Source organism: Dentiradicibacter hellwigii, from assembly GCF_041770905.1.
GTDB lineage: Bacteria > Pseudomonadota > Gammaproteobacteria > Burkholderiales > Rhodocyclaceae > Propionivibrio > Propionivibrio hellwigii.
The window spans coordinates 603,458-621,218 of record NZ_JBEUWX010000002.1 but is presented as its reverse complement, the minus strand read 5'-3'; the positions used below and the strand labels follow the sequence as shown (position 1 = coordinate 621,218).

Genomic DNA, 17,761 nt, shown 5'->3' with positions numbered 1-17,761 from the left:
TTCATCTCTCTATGACGGCCATTGCAGTTCACCGGCCGGAAAAACCGGGCCTTCGGCGCAGACGCAGCGATAGTCCGGCGTTTGCGGCGAGTGGCGCCGTCCCGGCACGACGCAGGCCAGACATGCGCCAACGCCGCAGGCCATATGCGCCTCCAGTGAAACCTGACAGGGCAGTTCGCGTTCGGCGGCGATCCGGGCGACGGCGCCTAACATGCCTTCCGGGCCGCAGGCGTAGAGTGCGGCCTTGCCCGGTAGGGCATCGAGATAGCGGGTCAGGGCAAGCGTGACAAAACCGCGTTCACCGTGTGAGCCGTCCTCGGTGGCGGTGTGGCAATCGACGCCGAGGCGCTGAAAGTCTTCTAGACAAAGCAAATCGGCGTGCGTGCGCCCGCCGGCGAACAGCCGGACCGGCGCCCGCTGTTTTTTGACCAGATCGGCGGCAAGCAGGTAGAGCGGCGCCAGACCGATGCCGCCGCCGACAAGCAGGTGTTCCTCTTTTTCATCGCCGCGGCACTGGAATCCCGTGCCAAGCGGGCCGAGAATACCGATTTCGGCGCCTTCGCGTTGTTTTGCCAGCAGCGCCGTGCCCTTGCCGACGACTTTGTAGAGCATTTCGAACCAGGCGCGCGATCCTCCCGCCGCCTCATCCGGCGTGTCGGAGACGCCCATGTCAAAGACGGCAAATGGGCGGCGCAGCAGCGGGTCGCTGCCGACACGCGCCATGACGAACTGGCCGGGCTGGGCGGCGGTGAAGGCGGGCGGCGCGCTCAGGCGAATCCGCCGGTAGCCGGGCGAGATTTCGGCGTTGGAGAAAATTGTCGCAGTAAATAGCATGGCGCTCGTCCCAGAGCCTAAAAATCGGTGATGTCGAACTGGTATTCGGCAGCGATCTCACCGAGCAGCGCCAGGCGTTCGGCGGGCGGCGCAGCCAGCGCCTGGGCGGCCTTGCGGCAGAAGCGGACGAGCGCGTTCTTGGCGGACTCGGCGCGTTCGGCCGTCACTGCCTGGTCTTCATACTGGAGAACGTAGCCATGCGCGGCGACGCCGATGACGAAGTAGATGGCCGCGTTTTCCGCGTCGCTTTTCATCAGCGCAAAGGCGTCCCGGTAAAGGCGCTTGAAATCGTCCGTGCCGCCGGCGGATTGTTCAAACTGTGCGGCTGTGGCGGAAAAGGTCATGTCAATCCTTTCGTTTCGGCGTGGACGGCGGATTTGCCGCCGTGGAGATGCGACCAGCGTGCCGGGTCGGCGAGGAAGGTTTCCAGCTCGGCGAGCGCCGGCGTTGGCAGGGTGGATTGCTCGCGTGCGGCGGCCAGGATGTCCTGCCAGGTGGCCAGCGAATGTACGCTGACGCCGAGCATTTCGAGGGCGTTTTGTGTGGGGAAGGTCGCGTAATCGAAGATGACGAAGGCGTTCTTCGCTTTCAGGCCGGCTTCGGCGATCGCCAGGCAGCAGTTGAAAATCGAGTGACCGCCCGACATCAGATCATCGACCAGAAGTACGCTATCGCCGGGGTGAACGACGCCGACAACCTGCCGCCCCGGGCCCAGCCCTTTGCGCTGCTTGCGCACGTACTGCATGGGCAGGTCGAGCGCCTCGGCAATCCAAGCGGCCAGCGCGATGCCGCTGGCTTCCGCGCCGGCAATGGCGGCCAGATTGTCGAGGCAGTGGCGCTTGCGCAAGAGGTCGAGCGCATGCCGCATCAGCATGCGCCGGATGTCGGGGAAGGAGATCAGGCGGCGGCATTCGATATAAACCGGGCTGGCCCAGCCGGAAGGCAGGCGGAACGGCTCGTCGGCCTGAAACTCGATGCAGCCGCAGGAGAGCAGGGCGAGCGAAACCTCGCGGGCGATACGCGCGTCGTCGGCGTCGCGTTGTGAAATGGCGGTGGTCACGGGCAAACTCCGGTCAGTGCGAAGTGGGTGGAAAGCGGAGATTTTTCTTTCCGCTGCATGTCAGCGGATTTCATGGATGGCCTGATCGAGCGCTGCTGCGCCCAGCATGAAGTCGTCGAGATCCATGGCTTCCTCCGGGTTGTGAGAGCCGTGCTGGTTGCGTACGAACAGCATGGCGCTGGGAATGCCGGCATTGGCGAACATGGCCGAATCGTGTCCGGCGCCGCTGGGAATCAGTTCGCAAGGAATATTCTGGCTGGCGCAGACCTTGAGCAGCAGATCGCTCAGCGCCGTATCCATCGTCGCCGGGCTGGAAAGGATGCGGCGACCAAACTCGAAACGCACCTGCCGTTCGCGTGTGATGGCGGCGCATTCGGCGCGCGCATCAGCTGATAAAAGGCTTCCAGCGTGTCGAGGCTCTTGCTGCGCGCCTCAAAGCTGAACGTCACCTGGCCGGGAATGCGCGAGGCGGCGTGTTCGGCCGCGTCGGTCGACAACATACCAACGGTGACAACGAGATCGGTGCCGCGTTCGAGCAGGTCGCTCCAGTGCCCGTCCAGTCGCATGATCAGGTCGGAGACGGCAAAGACGGCATCACGCCGCAACCAGCGTGGAATTGTCCCCGAATGCCCGGCTTCGCCGAGGCATTGCATGCGGCCATGCCGGATGTTGCCGCGAATGCCGGAGACCACGGCCACCGGCAGTTTGCGCGCTTCCATGACCGGCCCCTGTTCAATGTGCAGTTCGAGGAAGGCGCGCACTTTTTTCGGGTCGAACAAGCGCTGTTGTTCGCGGATGGCGTCGATGTCCGCACCGACGCGCTGCATCGCTTCGCCCAGCGTTTCGCCGTTGCCGCGCCGGCGCAGGGCGAGATCCTCCGCATCGAGTTTGCCGAGCAGGGCGGAAGAACCCATGTACGCTTTGCCGAACCAGGCGCTTTCCTCGCCGCGCAAACCGATGACCTGGAGCGGCAGCGGCGAGCGGCGGCCGCTGCGCTGTTGCGCAAGCAGGCAGAGCAGCCCGGCGGTGACACCCGCCAATCCATCGAAATTGCCGCCTTGCGGCACCGAATCGATGTGCGAACCGCACCAGATGACCGGACTGTCGGCAGGGGTGTCGGGAAAGCCGATTCTCAGATTGGCGGCGCGGTCGCGCCAGGTTTGCAGACCGTTTTCCTCGGCAAAGGCGCTCAGGTAATCGGCCGTTGCCGATTCTTTATCGCCGTAACTGTCGCGCGAGATGCCGACGCCGTCGAAAGACAGCGCGCGGATTTCGGCAAACAGTTTTTCCGCGATTGGGCGAAATTCGTCGATTTTCATGGAGGAATAGCCTATTTCAGCTCCGTGCCCTTCAGTTCCGGAATCAGGAACATCGTCGCCAGCATGTCGAGGACGTAGATGGCGGCCAACATGCCGATGGCGACCGGGAAGGAGTACGACTGGGCGAGCGCGCCGACGACGATCGGGCCAAAACCGCCGACGCCGCGGCCGATGTTGAACAGCGTGTTTTGCGCCGTGGCGCGCGCCTCCGTCGGATAGGCTTCGGCCATGATGGCGCCGTAGCCGCCCATCATGCCGTTGACGAACATGCCGAGCAGGGCGCCGGCCCAGAGCATGGCCGTCGGATCGGTCAGGTTGGAGTAGAACAGCACCATGATCACCGCGCCGGCCTGGAAGAGCAGGAAACTCGGCTTGCGGCCAATGCGGTCGGCAAGCTGGCCGAAAGCCCAGATGCCGATCATCATGCCGAGAATGGTGACGGCCGTCCACATCGAGGATTTGGTTAGGTTGAAGCCGAGTTGCTTGGCAAGGAAGTTCGGCATCCAGATCATCAGGCCGTAGTAGCCGAAGTTCTGCACCGAGCAGAGCACGATGATGCCAAGGCTGACCTTGGTGGTTGCCGTATCTTTGAACAGCAGGCGGAAGGACTCGCCCATCGTCTTGCGTTTGGCGGTGCTTTTGACGAAAACCTCCGGCTCGTGCAGATGGCTGCGGATGGCCCAGGCGACGAGCGCCGGCACGACGCCGACCATGAACATGCCGCGCCAGCCGATGTGCGGCAGCAATGCCGGCGTGACCAGCGCCGCACCGAGGACGCCAAGCTGCCAGCCGAGCGCGACATACGAGGTGGCGCGGGCGCGCAGGTTGGCCGGCCAGGCTTCGGCTGCCAGCGCCATGCCGATGCCAAATTCGCCGCCCAGGCCGATGCCGGCAATGGTGCGGTAGATAAGCAGATCCCAGTAACCCTGAGCGACGGCGCACAGGCCGGTAAATACGGCGAAGAGAACGATGGTCCAGGTCAGCACGCGGATGCGGCCGTAAATGTCGCTCAGTGCGCCGAAAATCAGGCCGCCGGCAACGGCGCCGACCAGCGTCCAGGTCACCAGCGAACCGGCCTGCGTCGCTGACAGTTGCAGGTCGGCGGAAATCGCCGAGAGCATGAAACCGAGAATCAGCAGGTCGAAACCATCCATCGCATAGCCGACTGCCGAGCCGATCAGCGCCTTCCAGCCATAGCTGCTGACTTTGTCCTTGTCCGCCGATAGCGTTTGCCGGGACGGGGCGTCCTTGGTTTGGTTCATTTTTCTATGATCTCCAGGAAAGGAAGCGGGCGCGTCCGGAAGGGCGGAATGAGCGGAACGAGCAGAGCGAAACCGTGCATCCTTATCTGTCCGGCAACGTCGCAGCGTGGTTACAAATCAGGTGTGAATCGTAACACCTCGCTCCTGGCACGGAAAGGGCGGCCGTATTTTTCGATGGGATCGGCAATCTCTGCCGCCATGCTTCTGGGGGCGGGATGGTTTGCGCAAAGCTTGCGGCGGCTTTGCCCTTTACGGCATGATTCATCCATTGCCGGATGCCGGTGAGATGGCGTGAGCGATGATCGAAACTGGCCGGCCGGCCTGTTTTTTGGCAAGCAATCTGGCAAAAAATACTGTGGCAGTGGTGAAGCGATTCGTGCGGCTTTTTGCTCAGCCGTGCGCTGGATGGGGCGCTGCACCATGTGCCTGATACGTTCAGTGTAAAGTTGCCGCCGACAAGGGACGCATGGTTGTTCGGCAGCCTGGCGGCGGGCAGAGAGCAATAGGGCAAGAGAGACGATAGAGACAATAGCTCGGGGCGGTTGGCGAGCGTCGGCGATGCAGCCCTATTCCCGCAGGCGAAGGCGTGCCGGGGCGATTGATGCGGCGGGCGGCCAGGATCATCGGCCGGTAAATACATCGCCGATCGGTTTTATGGGGAATATTTCGATGATTTCAGAGATGAAAAAACAAGGGCTTGTATGGGTTGCGTCGGCGGCCATCCTCACCGCGCCGGCCGCGCTCCATGCCGCACCGGAAATGAAACGGCAGCATGTCCAGGCGGTGGAAATGCTGGACAAAGCGACGATGTACAGCAAAACGCCGAGGTTTCTTGGCGTGACCTGCCGCACGGCGCCCGTGGGTGAAGTCGCCGGGCTGAAGCAGGTCAAGGTCGGCGATACGGTGTCTCTCGGCGATTTCTCGATCAAGGTCGGCGTGATCGAGGCGGTATCTTTTTCCGAGGATCTGGTTGCCAAGGACGGCCGGGTGCTGGTGCGCAAAGACGAGGTGCAATGCGCCGTCGCCGCCAACGAGCGGGCCTTGCCTTATGACCAGAGGCGCTGCGATGCGCTGTGGGTTTTCGCTTCCCGCTGCCGCATTGTTAATCCCTAGTGAGCCCCATTGCCTGGCGCTCTGCTGGCTCAAGCAGGCCGGGTTTCACGTGTCACCAGCCAGATGCCAAGGCAGACGAGCGTCAGCGCTGCAAGATTTTTCCACTCCAGGATGGTTTCGCCGAGAAAGGCGGCGGACAGCAATGCCCCGAAGACCGGAATCAAAAAGGTGAAAACGGCAACAAGTCCGACACGGTTATGTTTAAGCAGCGTCGTCCACAGGCTGAACGCCATCGAGGAAAGCAGGATCATGTAGATCAGTAATGCCGATGATTTGAGCGTGAAGCCTGACAGCGAGCCGCCAAAAAAGAATCCCAAGGCAATGAGCATGAAGCCGCCAATGGCAAGCTGGTGGCCGGTGAGAACGACAGCGTCCATCCGTTGCGAGAGTTTCTTGCCGTAGATCGAAGAAGCAGAAAGCACGAACGCCGAGATGACAACGAAACCGTCCCCCAGCAGGGAAAAACTGAAATCGAACAGCCCCTGGCCGAAGTTGACGGCCAGCACGCCGGTGAAGCCGATCAGGCAGCCGAGGAGCTTGCGCGGACTCAGACGGTCGTTCCGATAAATGAAATGAGCGAGCAGAACGCTGAAGAAAACGCCGCTGGCGTTCATGATGGAGCCTTTGACGCCGGTGGTATTGGCCAGCCCGATGTAAAAGAAGATGTATTGCAGACAGGTCTGGGTCAGACCAAGCAGCGCTAGCGACCCGGGTTTCTGGCGGAGCGGCGCCAGAACCTTGCGTCTGGTGACGAGCGCCATGGCCAGCAACAGCAATCCGGCAAACAGGAAACGGTAGCCAGCAAAAAGCAGTTTCGCCGGAATATCCGCCGGTGCAATGCCAAAGAGCAGGTAGCCGTTCTTGATTGCCGGGTAGGCGCTGCCCCAGAGCAGGCAGCAGAAAGATGCGGATAAAAAGACGACCTTACGGTTGGAGAAAAATCGGGAACCAGGTGGCGAGGCGTTCAAGTAATGTTTCCTGAGTAAAAAGTGCTGCGGGCGATGTGGCAATCCGGCAGTTCGATGAGATGAGGCCACGTTGTCCGCGTACAGGATGACCGGCAAGGCGCGGGGGCGAATTGTGCCTTGGAATGCAGTGGAATACCAGGAATGGTGTCGTAGTCCTTTTTCGCCGGCGATGGAATATGGGTTAAAACCGTCAGCTAACGAAAAACCGTACGGTGTGCGGCCTGCGAGGTCTATCAGTGCGAATTGGCGAAAATTGGCGCAGGATGCGACAAAGATTTGCCGCGACCACGTTCGACGGAGCGCTGGCAAAAGCGCTGTTTGCCAAATTAGGAATTGAAAAATCCGTTCAGGAAAGTGACATTGCTGAAATCGCTGAAATGGCGCGGAAAAAGTACTGCCTAATCCGTCGGCTTGCTTGAACGTATCCTGGCCGTCGTTTTTGCTGCCTTTCCGATACCTGTTTGGCAATGCTTCCAGATAGCTTCGCGCCGGATATTGCCGAAAGCGCCTGCCAACTGAGCGCTTACCCCAACTGCGCGTCTACCAATTGCCAATAGAAAAAAACAACCCGCTGAAGCGGGTTGTTTTGCTAACCGGCGACCAGCCGGATCAATCGTTCGATGGGAATAAACGACTCAATGAGAAACACCAGTCGGCGGAGGGTGGAACAACACGCAGATCGCCTGGCAGTTTTACTTCAACGCGGCCAGCGCCGCATCGTAGTTCGGCTCGTCCGCGATTTCGCTGACCAGTTCGCTGTGCAGGACAGTATTGTTCTCGTCAAGTACGATGAGGGCGCGCGCCGCAATGCCCGCGAGTGGGCCGCTGGCGATAGCGACGCCGTAGTTTTCCAGAAACTCCCGGCCGCGCATGAGCGAAAGCGTGATCACATTTTCCAGCCCTTCCGCGCCGCAGAAACGCTTTTGCGCAAACGGCAGATCGGCGGAAATGCACAGGATGACGGCATTCTTAATACTGTTGGCCGCCTGGTTGAACTTGCGTACGGAAGTCGCGCAGGTCGGCGTATCGATGCTTGGGAAAATATTCAAAACCTTGCGCTTGCCGGCAAATTTGTCCAGTCCGACATCGGCCAGATCGCCGTCGACCAGCGAAAAAGCCGGCGCTTTGCTGCCAGTTTTCGGGAACGTGCCATGAACCTGAACGGCGTTGCCGCCCAGCGTCACTGTATTTGCCATGATGCCTCCTTATCAAAACGGTTGGTTGGTGTGTGCTGCAATAAAAATACTAACGGAACAAATCCGAATAAGTTCAGCGATAAGGTCTAATTTATTTTCATGATCCTTGATTAAATAAAAAGTATCCAAGAATTATCAATATGATTAATACGATTAAACCCAGAAAAGAAACAGCATCAGGGTAAGAGCAATTATTCATTGAAACCCGATAACGACCAAATGTAATAATAAATAAAAAAACAGAACCTATCTTGAATAGGATAATATCAATAAATAAGTCGATTAGAAAATCTAACATCCAAAATAAATTAAACGAGCCAATAAACAATAACCACACCCTAGTCTCGTGCTACACAGTTGTCAAGAGATCTAAAATAGATAATGTTGAAAAAGGTTGCAGCGAGCCGGTGGTGCATTGGCCGCCAGCCGCCAGCCACCAGCCACCAGCCACCAGCCACCGGCCACAAAAGGCACTGCGCGTTTCCTGCGGTCGCGTCGCTGAGTTGCTGTCTGCGTGTTCTGGATGTGACGCTCGGTTATCTAAATCAACCGGCCGCAAGCCCGCGTCAATAGGGCGTTTGCGGATAGGCTGCCCGGAAACCCGCGTGGAATGGGCGTTTCAGCCAAGGGCGTCCGGAAACCCGCGTAAACAGTGGGCTGGCGGGAAGGCGCTCCGGAGAAGCCCATTTTACGCGGGGTTCGGGGCGGATACTGTGGCGGTGTTGTGGCAGGTGTTGCCGTCAGTCTGCGGCTGCCGGCGGCGGGATTCAGCCGGCGATACTTCACCCTCCTTATTCTCCTCGTGCTATCTCGTGAGCGGCGCTTTGACTGGGGGCTTGCAACGCTGTGTGTTGCTCCAGCCGCCGCGCCGGTGCGATAAAAAATGGGCACAGCACGCGCTGAAACGGGCGCAAACCGTGGAATGAACGTTGGCCGCAATCCCGCGTGGAATGGGCGTTTCAGCCAGGCGTGGCCGGAAATGCCCGTAAACAGTGGGCTAGCGGGCAGGTGCTCCGGAGAAGCCCGTTTTACGCGGGGTTCAGGGCAGGTGTGTGGCGGGGTGTCGTAGGTCTGTGGTGGTGTTGTGGCGGGTCTGCGGCGGTTTCTGGACGTTACCGGTGGTGAGTCAGCCGGCTGATGTTTTCCTTTCCTTATTCTCCTCGTGCTATCTCGTGAGCGGCGCTTTTCCTGGTGGCTTGCAACGCTGTGCGTTGCTCCAGCCGCCGCGCCAGTGCGAAAAAATGGGCGCAGCACGCACTAAAACGGGCAAAGCCGTGGAATGAACGTTGGCCGCAATCCCGCGTGGAATGGGCGTTTCAGCCAGGGGTGGCCGGAAACGCCCGTAAACAGTGGGCTAGCGGGCAGGCGCTCCGGAGATGCCCGTTTTACGCGGGGTTCAGGGCAGGCGTGTGGCGGGTACTGTGTGTGGGTTGTCGTAGCTCTGTGCCGGTAGTCGGCCGCAATCCCGCGTCAATAGGGCGTTTGCGGGTAGGCTGGCTGGAAATGCCCGTAAACACTGGGCTAGCGGGCAGGTTGGTCTTCTGCGATGCGGCTTCTGCTACGGCTTCCCTTTTATCCGTTACAGGCATCGCTATTCGCCAAAGACTAAAGAAGCAATACAAATAAATACCCCAATCAATGCGATATAAATTCCAGCTTTATAACAACAATATGTATGGTAAGCACTCTTATGTTCTAATGTTAGATTGCCATTTTCTTTTTTTAAAATATGGTATTCTTTCAGTAGTTTTAAATATGAATTTATTCCTTTTGGAGGGAGGCCGCCGCCACCTATAAAGATACATATACCTAAAATTAACAACCCATTTCCAATTTTTAGCAAAATAAAATTCATTGGATTTATTTAACTATTTAAATAAGTATAAAAACAAGAAGCAATCTAACAATAGCAAACCAGTCTTTTCTTATATACCTACCAACATGCTGAAGTGCTTATAAATAGTATTTATAAAATCATGCGCAGCTATTTTTTCCATTTCAAAGCCCACTTAATAAAGAGAATTAACGGGCCAAAACAAAGTGCAAATAGAAAAAATATATAAATTCCTATTCCGCTAGTTAAAATAGCGCCACAAAAAGCCAGCCAATAGCGACTTGTAAGCATCGCATTCATAACATGACAGCCCCAGTTGCATGGCGACTCATTGAGCTCCCAATCAAATGAAAATTTATAAATAAGCCATGACATCATAAAAAAACAAAAGGAAATGCCAGGTATCCCATAAAAAAATTTTCTATTCTTTCCCTCCAATTCTTTTTATAAAAAGCATTTTTAATTCTCTCCGCAGGAGCGCCATATATAATCATGAATATGCTAAGTATTATTGAGACAATAACACTCATGCCGAGAAACCCGCGAACAAGCTCCGGAATAGTTGATGCTTGAGCCAAGTTTTCAATTACTACAATGTATTTTCGCATCAAGATAATCGGCTCTGCCAAATAACCAAATTTGGTTTCCCAGCCCTGGGGGAGCAGAAGACCATAAATGAACATCACTATTGATGTAATTATTATGTAACGCTCGGTACACTTATTGGATGCATCAATAGTCGCTTTTATATTGTCTTCTTCAATATTCATGGGATCTATGGCATCTTAGTATCTTAGTATTATTGGCGGGTGGGCTTTTATATGGGTATTTTAAATAGTATTTAAATTGATTTAATTGCCTCGTAATAATTCAGGTTTGGATAAATACACGAGAACGTATGGTGGATTCCCTTAAGGGATTTGATAAAACTTTTTAAATAATTTGGTAAAGGGGGGTAATAAATGGGGTTGGTAATATTCCTGCTGAGGAAATACCCAAGCCTCACGATATAACAACGAAGAAATAGAGAACGGGGGCTGAGTTTTGCCCGGAATGTCGTTTGAGCGCTTGGAATGCTCATCAACGACGATGTGGCAATGGACCATGCAGCATCTCCTTGGGCGAAGTGCCTTGAGAGTCAGGCATTGCGAGCGGAAACGAGGCGCCGTAAGCGGGTGGGGAAATCTTGTTCATGCAGTTTTCTCCATTCAAGAAGAAGCCAAGAAGAGCGGCCGTCATGTAAACTAATGAACAATGCGGGCAAGCTAGCCCTGCTTTATTCAGTTGTCAATGGGTTTTAATGCAAATTGTGGAAAGATGCAGTGTCGCGCCGGTGATGCACGGGCGACTGTCTGGGAAGGGCACTACTCATTTTTTGTAGCAGCACTGCCGATTTACTGCCTGCGCATTCTGGATGTAACGCCTGGTTATCTAAATCGGCTGCCCGCAAGCCCGCGTCAATAGGGCGTTTGCGGGTAGGTTGCCCGGAAACCCTCGTAAACAGTGGGCTGGCGGATAGGCAGGCCGGAAACCCTCGTGGAATGGGCGTTTCAGCTGTGGGTTGCCGGAAACGCCCGTAAACACTGGGCTAGCGGGCAGCCCTTCCGGAAATGCCCGTTTTACGCGGGGTTCAGGGCAGGCGTTGTGGCGGATATTGTGGCGGGGTTGTCGTGAGTCTGCGGCTGTCGGCGGAAATTCAGCCGACGATGCTTCGCCCTCTGCTTTTTCTGCGGCGGTATTGCTGAACCGTGGTTTGCAGTGGCGGTGATTCAGCTGGCGTGTTTCCTTCCCGCACGGCCAGCGGTATCGCGGCGCTTTGCCGTGCCGCCGTGTCCGGAAAACAATTGGGTGTGTTATTGGGCGTCGGGGGGTTGGGGGGATTCGGTCGGGGCAGGCGCTGCCGGGGGGTCGGCCGGGCGTTGGATTAGGCGGTGCAGTAGAAGAAGCTGGTCGAAGCGGGTGGCGGCTGATCGGCGGTGTTCTGTCTTTCCAAGAAGCCGTGGAGGAACCGCGGAGCGTGATTCCTAAAAACAATTACTATAATAATCAATGGTTTGCAATTATGTTAGACTAATAAGCCGGATTTTCCGTACAGGCATGTTGCGAAATCAGTTTGTGCCGTCGGCAAGCGCGATACGGAATTTTGCTGTTCGGGCGCTTTGTTCGGGCGTTTTAATAATCGCGGAAGGCATGTGCTGCCCAGATGTGCCAAGGTGGAGCCGGCCCAAGGCGCAGCCGGTGTGTCTTAGTGTCTTATTAAGGCGCTTTCCGGCGTGCGTCTTTCTGGCGCGGCACGTTGCTTGTACGCATTTTGGCCGGCTCGGTTTGTTTTTATGCCGGCCCGATTTTTCACCGCTTGTCCGGCCGGTGTCGTGTGTTTTTGGCATGCCGGCAGGTATGCGGTGGTGAGGCGGTTCGCGTGTGTGCCAACCGCGGCGGGCACAGCGGGGCGGAGGCCTGTGCTTGTCCGTCAGTATTTTTGGGCTGTGTTGCGCGCGCCGTTTTTTGTCCTTTTGGGCGTGCGCTGCGGCAGATGCCGGAATGGCGTAATAACGATAAAGAAAGGAGTTTTCCCATGCAAACGCGGATTTCAGCCGGGCTGATTGCCTTGGTCGTTTTGTGGGGATTGGTTTCTCCCGCGACGCTGGGGAGTTGCTTCAATACGATGCTGGCAGTGGCAACGCGCAATTTCGGCTGGTTTTATCTGTGGGTGGTGCTGGGGCTGGTGGTCTTGGCTTTGATGCTGGCCGTGAGCCGGTATGGCGATCTCAAGCTGGGTACAGATGACGACGAGCCGGAGTTTTCGCTGTCGTCCTGGTTTGCCATGCTTTTCGCCGCCGGCATGGGCATCGGCCTGGTCTATTGGGGCGTCGCCGAGCCGCTTTCCCATTTCACCGTGCCGCCGCCCGGCGTCGCGCCGCATACGCCGGAAGCCGCCAATACGGCCATGCGTTATGCCTTTTTCCATTGGGGGCTGCATCCGTGGGCAATCTACGGCATCGTCGCGCTGTCGATTGCCTATTTTCATTTCCGCCGCGGGAGCGTCGCGCTGATTAGCTCAGCGACTGAAACTTTGCCGTGGCCTTGGGTGCGCCGGCTTTCTCCCGTATTCAATGTGATGGCCGTCGTGGCGACGGCTTTTGGCGTCGCTGCCTCGCTCGGCATCGGTGCGGCGCAGATTAATAGCGGTTTGCACAGCGTTTTCGGTATGCCGATGGGGAATGTCTGGCAGGCCGGCATCATTCTGGTGGTGACGCTGCTCTTCATGACCTCGGCCGTCAGCGGCGTGGAGCGCGGCATCAAATGGCTGTCGCAGGCCAATCTGCTGGCCGCCATATTATTGGCGATGGCGGTATTTTTTCTGGGGCCGACAGTGGCGATTCTCGATACGTTCTCCAACACGCTGGGTAGCTATCTTTCGGAAGTCGTGCGCATGAGTTTGCGCCTGACGCCTTTTCGCGACTCGGACTGGATCGGCGGCTGGACGATTTTTTACTGGGCGTGGTGGATTTCATGGTCGCCGTTTGTCGGCCTGTTTATCGCGCGCATTTCTAAAGGGCGCACCATCCGCGAATTTCTATTTGGCGTCGTGATTGTGCCGACGCTGGTAGGGTTCATCTGGTTTTCGGTATTCGGCGGCACGGCGCTGAATATGCAGATTTTCCAGGGCGCGCAGCTGACCTATGTGGCGACCAAAGATTCCTCGCTGGCTTTGTTCGAGGTGCTTAACCGGCTGCCGCTGAGCGCCGTGACTTCGGTGGTTGCCACGTTGCTGGTCGTGATTTTTTTCGTGACCTCTGGCGATTCGGCGACCTTGGTGCTGGCGACCATGAGCCAGAACGGGAATCCCGCTCCGCCCAACCGCAGCAAGATTCTTTGGGGGATTCTGGTTTCCGGGATTGCTCTGGCGCTGATGATGGCGGGGGGGTTGAAAGCGGTGCAGACGGCGGTGATCGTTTTTGCGCTGCCCTTTGCCTTGGTGCTCTCGCTCATGGCGCTGGCATTGCTGCGCGCCGTCCGGCGCGACTGGAAGGACGAGCAGCGTCAGCAGCGCGAATGGCGGCGCAAGATGCGCACACTGGTGCAGTAAACCGCGTGGATAAAAGAATTCCGGGCAGGCGCCCGGAATTCCGCGTGGATAGAGATTTCCGGCAGCCACCCCTGAAACCCGCATGAATAAAGCGTTTCAGGGCAGGGTGTCTGGAGACGCCCTGTTTACGCGGGGTCCAGAGCATACCCCTCGGAGAAGCCCTAAATACGCGGGCTAGCGGGCAGTCTCTCGGCAGAACCTGAAAACAAGGATTGAAAGAATTGTTTGACTGTAGGCGCTGACTCCGCCCGCAAGGCTTCTTTTGATGCCGTTGCGCTGAGCCTAAGGGGGGTTTTAAGTGCTTCGTAGTGATCGAATACGCAAAGAGATATGCCGTAACCCCTTATGGATAGGGCGTTTTCGGGCGGGCACCTCTGAAACCCTTATAAATAAAGGGCTGGCGGGCAGGGCGTCCGGAGATGCCCTAAATACGCGGGCTTCAGGGCGCCTTCTATTGGTAGTGATGAATGCCGGGTTACTTTGCGTCCAGGACGATCAGCGCGCCGCATGCGCCATGTTGCAGGCGGTTGAAGTGTAGCGCCACCAGCGGGTCGTCCGGAAAGCGTTCGGCCAGCTGCCGGAAAGCCTGCAAGGCCGGCGAGTCATGTGACGCCTCATGCGATGCGTGCGTTTCCTGCGGTTCATGGGCGAGCGCCGTTGTGCTTGCGGGGTAAGGCGTCATATTGTCCGCTGTTCCGCGATCGCTATCGGTGGCCTCATCCGTTGCGGAATCGACCATCAGGGCGTAGGCGGCGCAGTAGTCGGCCAGCGGTGCATAACCGGTGGCGCGGAAGGCGGCGATGGGTTCGTAAACCTGTAGGGACTGCGTTTTGCCCTTCAGTAGCAGCCTGCCGATGGGGCGGATGTCGCAGATCGGCGCTGCATGGCTGGAGTCCTTGCCGCTATTGGGCAGCGCGGCGGCTGAGAGGCAGAGGTTGGTGCCGAGGTATTTATTGGCGCCCTCCAGGCGCGATGCCGTTGATACCGGGTCGCCGAGCGCCCGGTAGTCGAACATGGTTTTGCCGCCGAAGTTGCCGACGACGACGTCGCCGGTGTGGATGCCGATGCGCGTTTTGCCCCAGGCGATTCCTTTTGCGCGCAGGTGCTTTTCGTAGCGGCAGGCAAAATCGTCCATTTCCATCGCGCAGGCCAGTGCACGATGGCGATGGTCGGCCTGCGGCAGCGGCGCGGAAAACATGATTGCCACGGCATCGCCGACAATGCGGTCGAGCGTGCCTTCGTAACGGAAGGCGATGGCGATCATCTCGTCCAGGTAGCCGTTGAGAAACTGGACGGCGACGGTCGGCTCGGTGTTTTCCATCAGGCCGGTAAAACCTTCGAGGTCGGTGAATACGAAGCTGCATTCGCGCTTGCTGCCGCCCAGCGCCATTGATTCACGGTGATTGATGAGGTAAGTGACGCGGTTCGGTGAGACGTAGCGCGCAAAGGCGGTTTTCAGCCAGCGCTGTTCGCGTTCGCTGACAAAAGCGTGAATCAAGCTGCCGGCGATGAAGGCCAGAACGACGGACAGCGCCGGCGTGACGGTGTTGAACAGCAGCCCGTATGTGCGAAAAGCCAGCCAGCCGCCGCCGAGGATGCCGGCCAGAATCAGCGCGCTGGCGCTGGCAGCCAGCAAGGCGCGGCAGCGCAGGGCGAGGAGGCTGACGAGCGCGACGGCTGCTAGCAGTATGACGGCTTCCAGCCCGAGCGCCCATGAGGGGCGAACGAGGAAATGCCCTGTGAGGATCTGTTCCAGCGCCTGGGCGTGGATCTCGACGCCGGGAATAATGCGGCCCAGGGCGCTGAAGCGCAGGTCGAGCAGGCCTTGCGCCGAAGTGCCGATCAGCGTCAGCGCGCCGGAGAGTTCTTCGGCTGGCGCGTCCCCCGTCAACACTTTCCAGGCCGGGATATAGCGTGCCGGAACGGGCTGTGTGTAATGCACCCAGAATTCGCCATGCGCGTCGGTGGGAATCGTCAAATCGCCGATGCGGATCTCGCTAATGCCGGCATGTTCATCGGTTCTGAAATAGATGTTCCTGGTGTTTTGCCCGACGCGCAGCAGTTCGGCGGCGAGTGTCGATACCGGTTCGCCCGACAGGTTGAGCGCTAGGGGAACGCGCCGGACGATCCCATCGTTATCCGGCAAAAAACTCAGCGCCCCATTGCCGTGCGCAGCGCGTTGCAGGAGAGGCAAGGCGGCGACGGCGAATTCAAAACGGGACAGCCAGGGCGCGGGGGATGCGCCGGAGTTGATGTAGCGGTATGGGCGTATGAGCTGGTTTTCCGGCGTTTCCAGCGCTAGTTGCCCGCTCCGGTGCGTGCGTTCGAGGGCAAAGCCGAGCACCGTCGGCGCGCGCGCCAGGCTTTGCGCAAAGGTCTGATCGTGGTCAGGCAGCGCGCGTAGGCGCTCGCGCATCAAGGCGTCGACTTGCCAGAGGTCGGCCATCGGTAGGGGCGAAGTCCGGTCGCTTTCGGCAAACACGACGTCGAAACCGATCGCCGCGGCGCCTGCGGCCTGGAGCGCATCGACAATCTGCGCCAGGCGGGAGCGTGGCCACGGCCATTGCCCAAAGCGTTCCAGGCTGGCTTCGTCAATGTCGATGATACGTACCGGCGCCGCCTCGTAAACGCGCGGCGAACTGCGCTGGTACTGGTCGAACAGGTTATTGCGCAGCCTGTACAGGCTGCTCGGCTCGGTCAGCAGCAAAAACAGGCCGATGAGACCGACGAGTACGGGCAGAATGACGTGGAGGAGTTTCAGCGCCTTATCGTTCATGGCTCATCGGGCATGGTCGAAAAATATAGCAAATCCGCGTAAATCCGGGCAAATCCGGTGGGGTGAAGCGTTTTACCAGACAGGGAAACCGATACGCGCATCCGCCTGCCGGCAGGTGATTACCGTGTGCGGCCTGAAATGCGTGGGATAGTGGGATAGGATGCGCGGCGGCGCTAAGACCGTTATTCGGGGGCGGCCGGCGTTCAACGTACCGAAACTTCAACCCTGCGGTTGCGCGGTTCGGCTGTTTCGTCGGGCGTTTGGATCAACAGATTGCTTTCGCCGTGCGATTCGACGGTCAGTGCGTGCGCCTTCATCCCTTTTTGTTTGAGCAGGTCGGCGACGATGCTGGCGCGCGCGCGCGCCAGTTTTTCATTCACCGCGGCATTGCCGAGCGTATCGGTGTGCCCGATCACGGAAACATCGGCTGCCGGACGCTGGTTGACGACGGCGATGATCTTGTCCAGTTCAATGGCTGACTCCGGCGTGGGTTCCGATCCGCCGGTTTCGAAATAAAGCAAAAACTGCTGCGGCAGCGCCGGCCGTGCCTTCATGGCGGCGCCGAAGTCATGGGCGATTTGCTGTGGTGTAACAGGCGCCGGCGGCGCGGAACCATCGAGCGGCGCGCCTTCCCCTGCTTTGTCGATGATCTGTTCGCCCTGGTTGCCCTGGACGACGACTTTGCCGGCCGTGCCGTCCGGGTTATCGAGCAGGACGACGTAGGATTTTCCGGTGCAGCCGGCAAGACAGACGGCGCAGACTGCGGTCAGACCGGCCAGAACTCCCCTGATTTTCATGGCTTACTCCTCGACTTTGACGACGAACTGCGTACCGCGCGTGCCGATCGTCCCGGCCGGTGTCTTGATAGTGACGGCTTCGGGACGCAGACGCGAAATGACGCCGGAAACGTAGTTCATAGTGCCCCGGCTGAGTCGGCTATCCAGCTTCAGCTTGCCTTGCGCCGGCGCGTAGAGGTATTCGTCGACCGTCAGTTCGGTGTCAGGTCCGAAGGACATCACGGTGCTGTCCTTGAAGGTGACGCCCATGCTGCCTTGGCGGCCGGTGCGCAGCACGCTGCCGATATGTACGGGCAGGCCGGTTTCCGCCTTTTGCGCGTGTCCGAGGTGGGTGACAAAGGCTTCGCCTTCGGTATTTTTGACATAGCCGATCGGCATTTCCTGATCCTCGGTTTCCGCGCCCCATGCAAATGTTGCGCTCGTCATGCCCAGTACAAATGTGGTCAGCAGGGTAGGTAATTTCAATGGAGTACGCATTGTGCATTCCTTCGGAGACAATGAAACTGGCGCTG

Annotated in this window: 16 protein-coding genes; 3 read left to right on the top strand and 13 right to left on the bottom strand. The window is 58.1% G+C overall.

Annotation, left to right across the window (positions count from 1 at the left end; all coding sequences use genetic code 11):
- Positions 1-9: 9 nt before the first annotated feature.
- Genes ABCS64_RS05185 through ABCS64_RS05160 form a run of 6 tightly spaced genes read right to left on the bottom strand, consistent with a single transcriptional unit; the run spans position 10 to position 4,475 of the window.
- Positions 10-834 (bottom strand): dihydroorotate dehydrogenase electron transfer subunit, encoded by an 825-nt coding sequence (locus ABCS64_RS05185; protein WP_418890836.1) that lies wholly within the window; start codon positions 832-834, stop codon positions 10-12.
- Positions 835-851: 17 nt separating this feature from the next.
- The gene (locus tag ABCS64_RS05180) at positions 852-1,178 is read right to left on the bottom strand and encodes a hypothetical protein (protein WP_418890835.1); all 327 of its coding nucleotides are present in this window, start codon (positions 1,176-1,178) and stop codon (positions 852-854) included.
- Positions 1,175-1,894, bottom strand: coding sequence for an orotate phosphoribosyltransferase (locus tag ABCS64_RS05175; RefSeq protein ID WP_418890834.1), 720 nt, complete (start codon positions 1,892-1,894; stop codon positions 1,175-1,177). The genes ABCS64_RS05180 and ABCS64_RS05175 overlap by 4 nt, the downstream gene beginning before the upstream one ends.
- A gap of 60 nt (positions 1,895-1,954) precedes the next feature.
- The gene (locus ABCS64_RS05170; RefSeq protein WP_418890833.1) at positions 1,955-2,194 is read right to left on the bottom strand and encodes a M20/M25/M40 family metallo-hydrolase; all 240 of its coding nucleotides are present in this window, start codon (positions 2,192-2,194) and stop codon (positions 1,955-1,957) included.
- Entirely contained in the window at positions 2,179-3,213 is a 1,035-nt protein-coding gene (locus ABCS64_RS05165) for a M20/M25/M40 family metallo-hydrolase (RefSeq protein WP_418890832.1), read from the bottom strand. The genes ABCS64_RS05170 and ABCS64_RS05165 overlap by 16 nt, the downstream gene beginning before the upstream one ends.
- An 11-nt stretch (positions 3,214-3,224) precedes the next feature.
- Positions 3,225-4,475 carry an MFS transporter gene (locus ABCS64_RS05160; RefSeq protein WP_418890831.1) on the bottom strand — a complete coding sequence of 417 codons (1,251 nt, stop codon included), beginning with the start codon at positions 4,473-4,475 and terminating at the stop codon, positions 3,225-3,227.
- A gap of 681 nt (positions 4,476-5,156) precedes the next feature.
- Here ABCS64_RS05160 and ABCS64_RS05155 point away from each other — a divergent pair.
- Complete coding sequence (locus ABCS64_RS05155; RefSeq protein WP_418890830.1) at positions 5,157-5,588, top strand: hypothetical protein; 432 nt, start codon at positions 5,157-5,159, stop codon at positions 5,586-5,588.
- A 29-nt stretch (positions 5,589-5,617) separates the two neighbouring features.
- Here the strand turns inward: ABCS64_RS05155 and ABCS64_RS05150 are convergent, their stop codons facing one another.
- Entirely contained in the window at positions 5,618-6,556 is a 939-nt protein-coding gene (locus ABCS64_RS05150) for a DMT family transporter (protein WP_418890829.1), read from the bottom strand.
- Positions 6,557-6,792: 236 nt separating this feature from the next.
- Between ABCS64_RS05150 and ABCS64_RS05145 the strand changes: the two genes are divergently transcribed.
- Positions 6,793-6,975 carry a hypothetical protein gene (locus ABCS64_RS05145; protein WP_418890828.1) on the top strand — a complete coding sequence of 61 codons (183 nt, stop codon included), beginning with the start codon at positions 6,793-6,795 and terminating at the stop codon, positions 6,973-6,975.
- Positions 6,976-7,248: 273 nt separating this feature from the next.
- Here ABCS64_RS05145 and tpx read toward each other — a convergent pair whose 3' ends face one another.
- The 3 genes from tpx to ABCS64_RS05130 all read right to left on the bottom strand — a co-directional run bounded on the left by tpx (position 7,249) and on the right by ABCS64_RS05130 (position 10,356).
- Positions 7,249-7,752: a thiol peroxidase gene (gene tpx / locus ABCS64_RS05140; RefSeq protein ID WP_418890827.1), complete on the bottom strand. Its 504-nt coding sequence runs from the start codon at positions 7,750-7,752 to the stop codon at positions 7,249-7,251.
- Between the two features lie 1,591 nt (positions 7,753-9,343).
- A complete protein-coding gene (locus ABCS64_RS05135; RefSeq protein ID WP_418890826.1) occupies positions 9,344-9,607 on the bottom strand; it encodes a hypothetical protein in 264 nt (87 codons plus the stop codon).
- 353 nt (positions 9,608-9,960) lie between these two features.
- Positions 9,961-10,356 (bottom strand): hypothetical protein, encoded by a 396-nt coding sequence (locus tag ABCS64_RS05130; protein ID WP_418890825.1) that lies wholly within the window; start codon positions 10,354-10,356, stop codon positions 9,961-9,963.
- A 1,805-nt stretch (positions 10,357-12,161) separates the two neighbouring features.
- Between ABCS64_RS05130 and ABCS64_RS05125 the strand changes: the two genes are divergently transcribed.
- Positions 12,162-13,676, top strand: a complete 1,515-nt coding sequence (locus ABCS64_RS05125; protein WP_418890824.1) for a BCCT family transporter — start codon at positions 12,162-12,164, stop codon at positions 13,674-13,676.
- Between the two features lie 475 nt (positions 13,677-14,151).
- On the opposite strand, the gene ABCS64_RS05120 is transcribed toward ABCS64_RS05125, so the two are convergent.
- The 3 genes from ABCS64_RS05120 to ABCS64_RS05110 form a co-directional block, all read right to left on the bottom strand.
- Positions 14,152-16,452 (bottom strand): CHASE2 domain-containing protein, encoded by a 2,301-nt coding sequence (locus ABCS64_RS05120; protein WP_418890823.1) that lies wholly within the window; start codon positions 16,450-16,452, stop codon positions 14,152-14,154.
- A gap of 203 nt (positions 16,453-16,655) precedes the next feature.
- The gene (locus ABCS64_RS05115; RefSeq protein WP_418890822.1) at positions 16,656-17,249 is read right to left on the bottom strand and encodes an OmpA family protein; all 594 of its coding nucleotides are present in this window, start codon (positions 17,247-17,249) and stop codon (positions 16,656-16,658) included.
- Positions 17,250-17,252: 3 nt separating this feature from the next.
- The gene (locus ABCS64_RS05110) at positions 17,253-17,726 is read right to left on the bottom strand and encodes a FecR family protein (protein ID WP_418890821.1); all 474 of its coding nucleotides are present in this window, start codon (positions 17,724-17,726) and stop codon (positions 17,253-17,255) included.
- Positions 17,727-17,761: the final 35 nt, after the last annotated feature.

What these genes read in the sequence shown, in the direction of transcription:
- ABCS64_RS05185 (WP_418890836.1), bottom strand. Translation starts at nt 834, where the DNA reads ATGCTATTTACTGCGACAATTTTCTCCAACGCCGAAATCTCGCCCGGC.
- ABCS64_RS05155 (WP_418890830.1), top strand. Translation starts at nt 5,157, where the DNA reads ATGAAAAAACAAGGGCTTGTATGGGTTGCGTCGGCGGCCATCCTCACC.
- ABCS64_RS05135 (WP_418890826.1), bottom strand. Translation starts at nt 9,607, where the DNA reads ATGAATTTTATTTTGCTAAAAATTGGAAATGGGTTGTTAATTTTAGGT.
- ABCS64_RS05120 (WP_418890823.1), bottom strand. Translation starts at nt 16,452, where the DNA reads ATGAACGATAAGGCGCTGAAACTCCTCCACGTCATTCTGCCCGTACTC.
- tpx (WP_418890827.1), bottom strand. Translation starts at nt 7,752, where the DNA reads ATGGCAAATACAGTGACGCTGGGCGGCAACGCCGTTCAGGTTCATGGC.
- ABCS64_RS05165 (WP_418890832.1), bottom strand. Translation starts at nt 3,213, where the DNA reads ATGAAAATCGACGAATTTCGCCCAATCGCGGAAAAACTGTTTGCCGAA.
- ABCS64_RS05130 (WP_418890825.1), bottom strand. Translation starts at nt 10,356, where the DNA reads ATGAATATTGAAGAAGACAATATAAAAGCGACTATTGATGCATCCAAT.
- ABCS64_RS05180 (WP_418890835.1), bottom strand. Translation starts at nt 1,178, where the DNA reads ATGACCTTTTCCGCCACAGCCGCACAGTTTGAACAATCCGCCGGCGGC.
- ABCS64_RS05125 (WP_418890824.1), top strand. Translation starts at nt 12,162, where the DNA reads ATGCAAACGCGGATTTCAGCCGGGCTGATTGCCTTGGTCGTTTTGTGG.
- ABCS64_RS05170 (WP_418890833.1), bottom strand. Translation starts at nt 2,194, where the DNA reads ATGGATACGGCGCTGAGCGATCTGCTGCTCAAGGTCTGCGCCAGCCAG.
- ABCS64_RS05110 (WP_418890821.1), bottom strand. Translation starts at nt 17,726, where the DNA reads ATGCGTACTCCATTGAAATTACCTACCCTGCTGACCACATTTGTACTG.
- ABCS64_RS05115 (WP_418890822.1), bottom strand. Translation starts at nt 17,249, where the DNA reads ATGAAAATCAGGGGAGTTCTGGCCGGTCTGACCGCAGTCTGCGCCGTC.
- ABCS64_RS05160 (WP_418890831.1), bottom strand. Translation starts at nt 4,475, where the DNA reads ATGAACCAAACCAAGGACGCCCCGTCCCGGCAAACGCTATCGGCGGAC.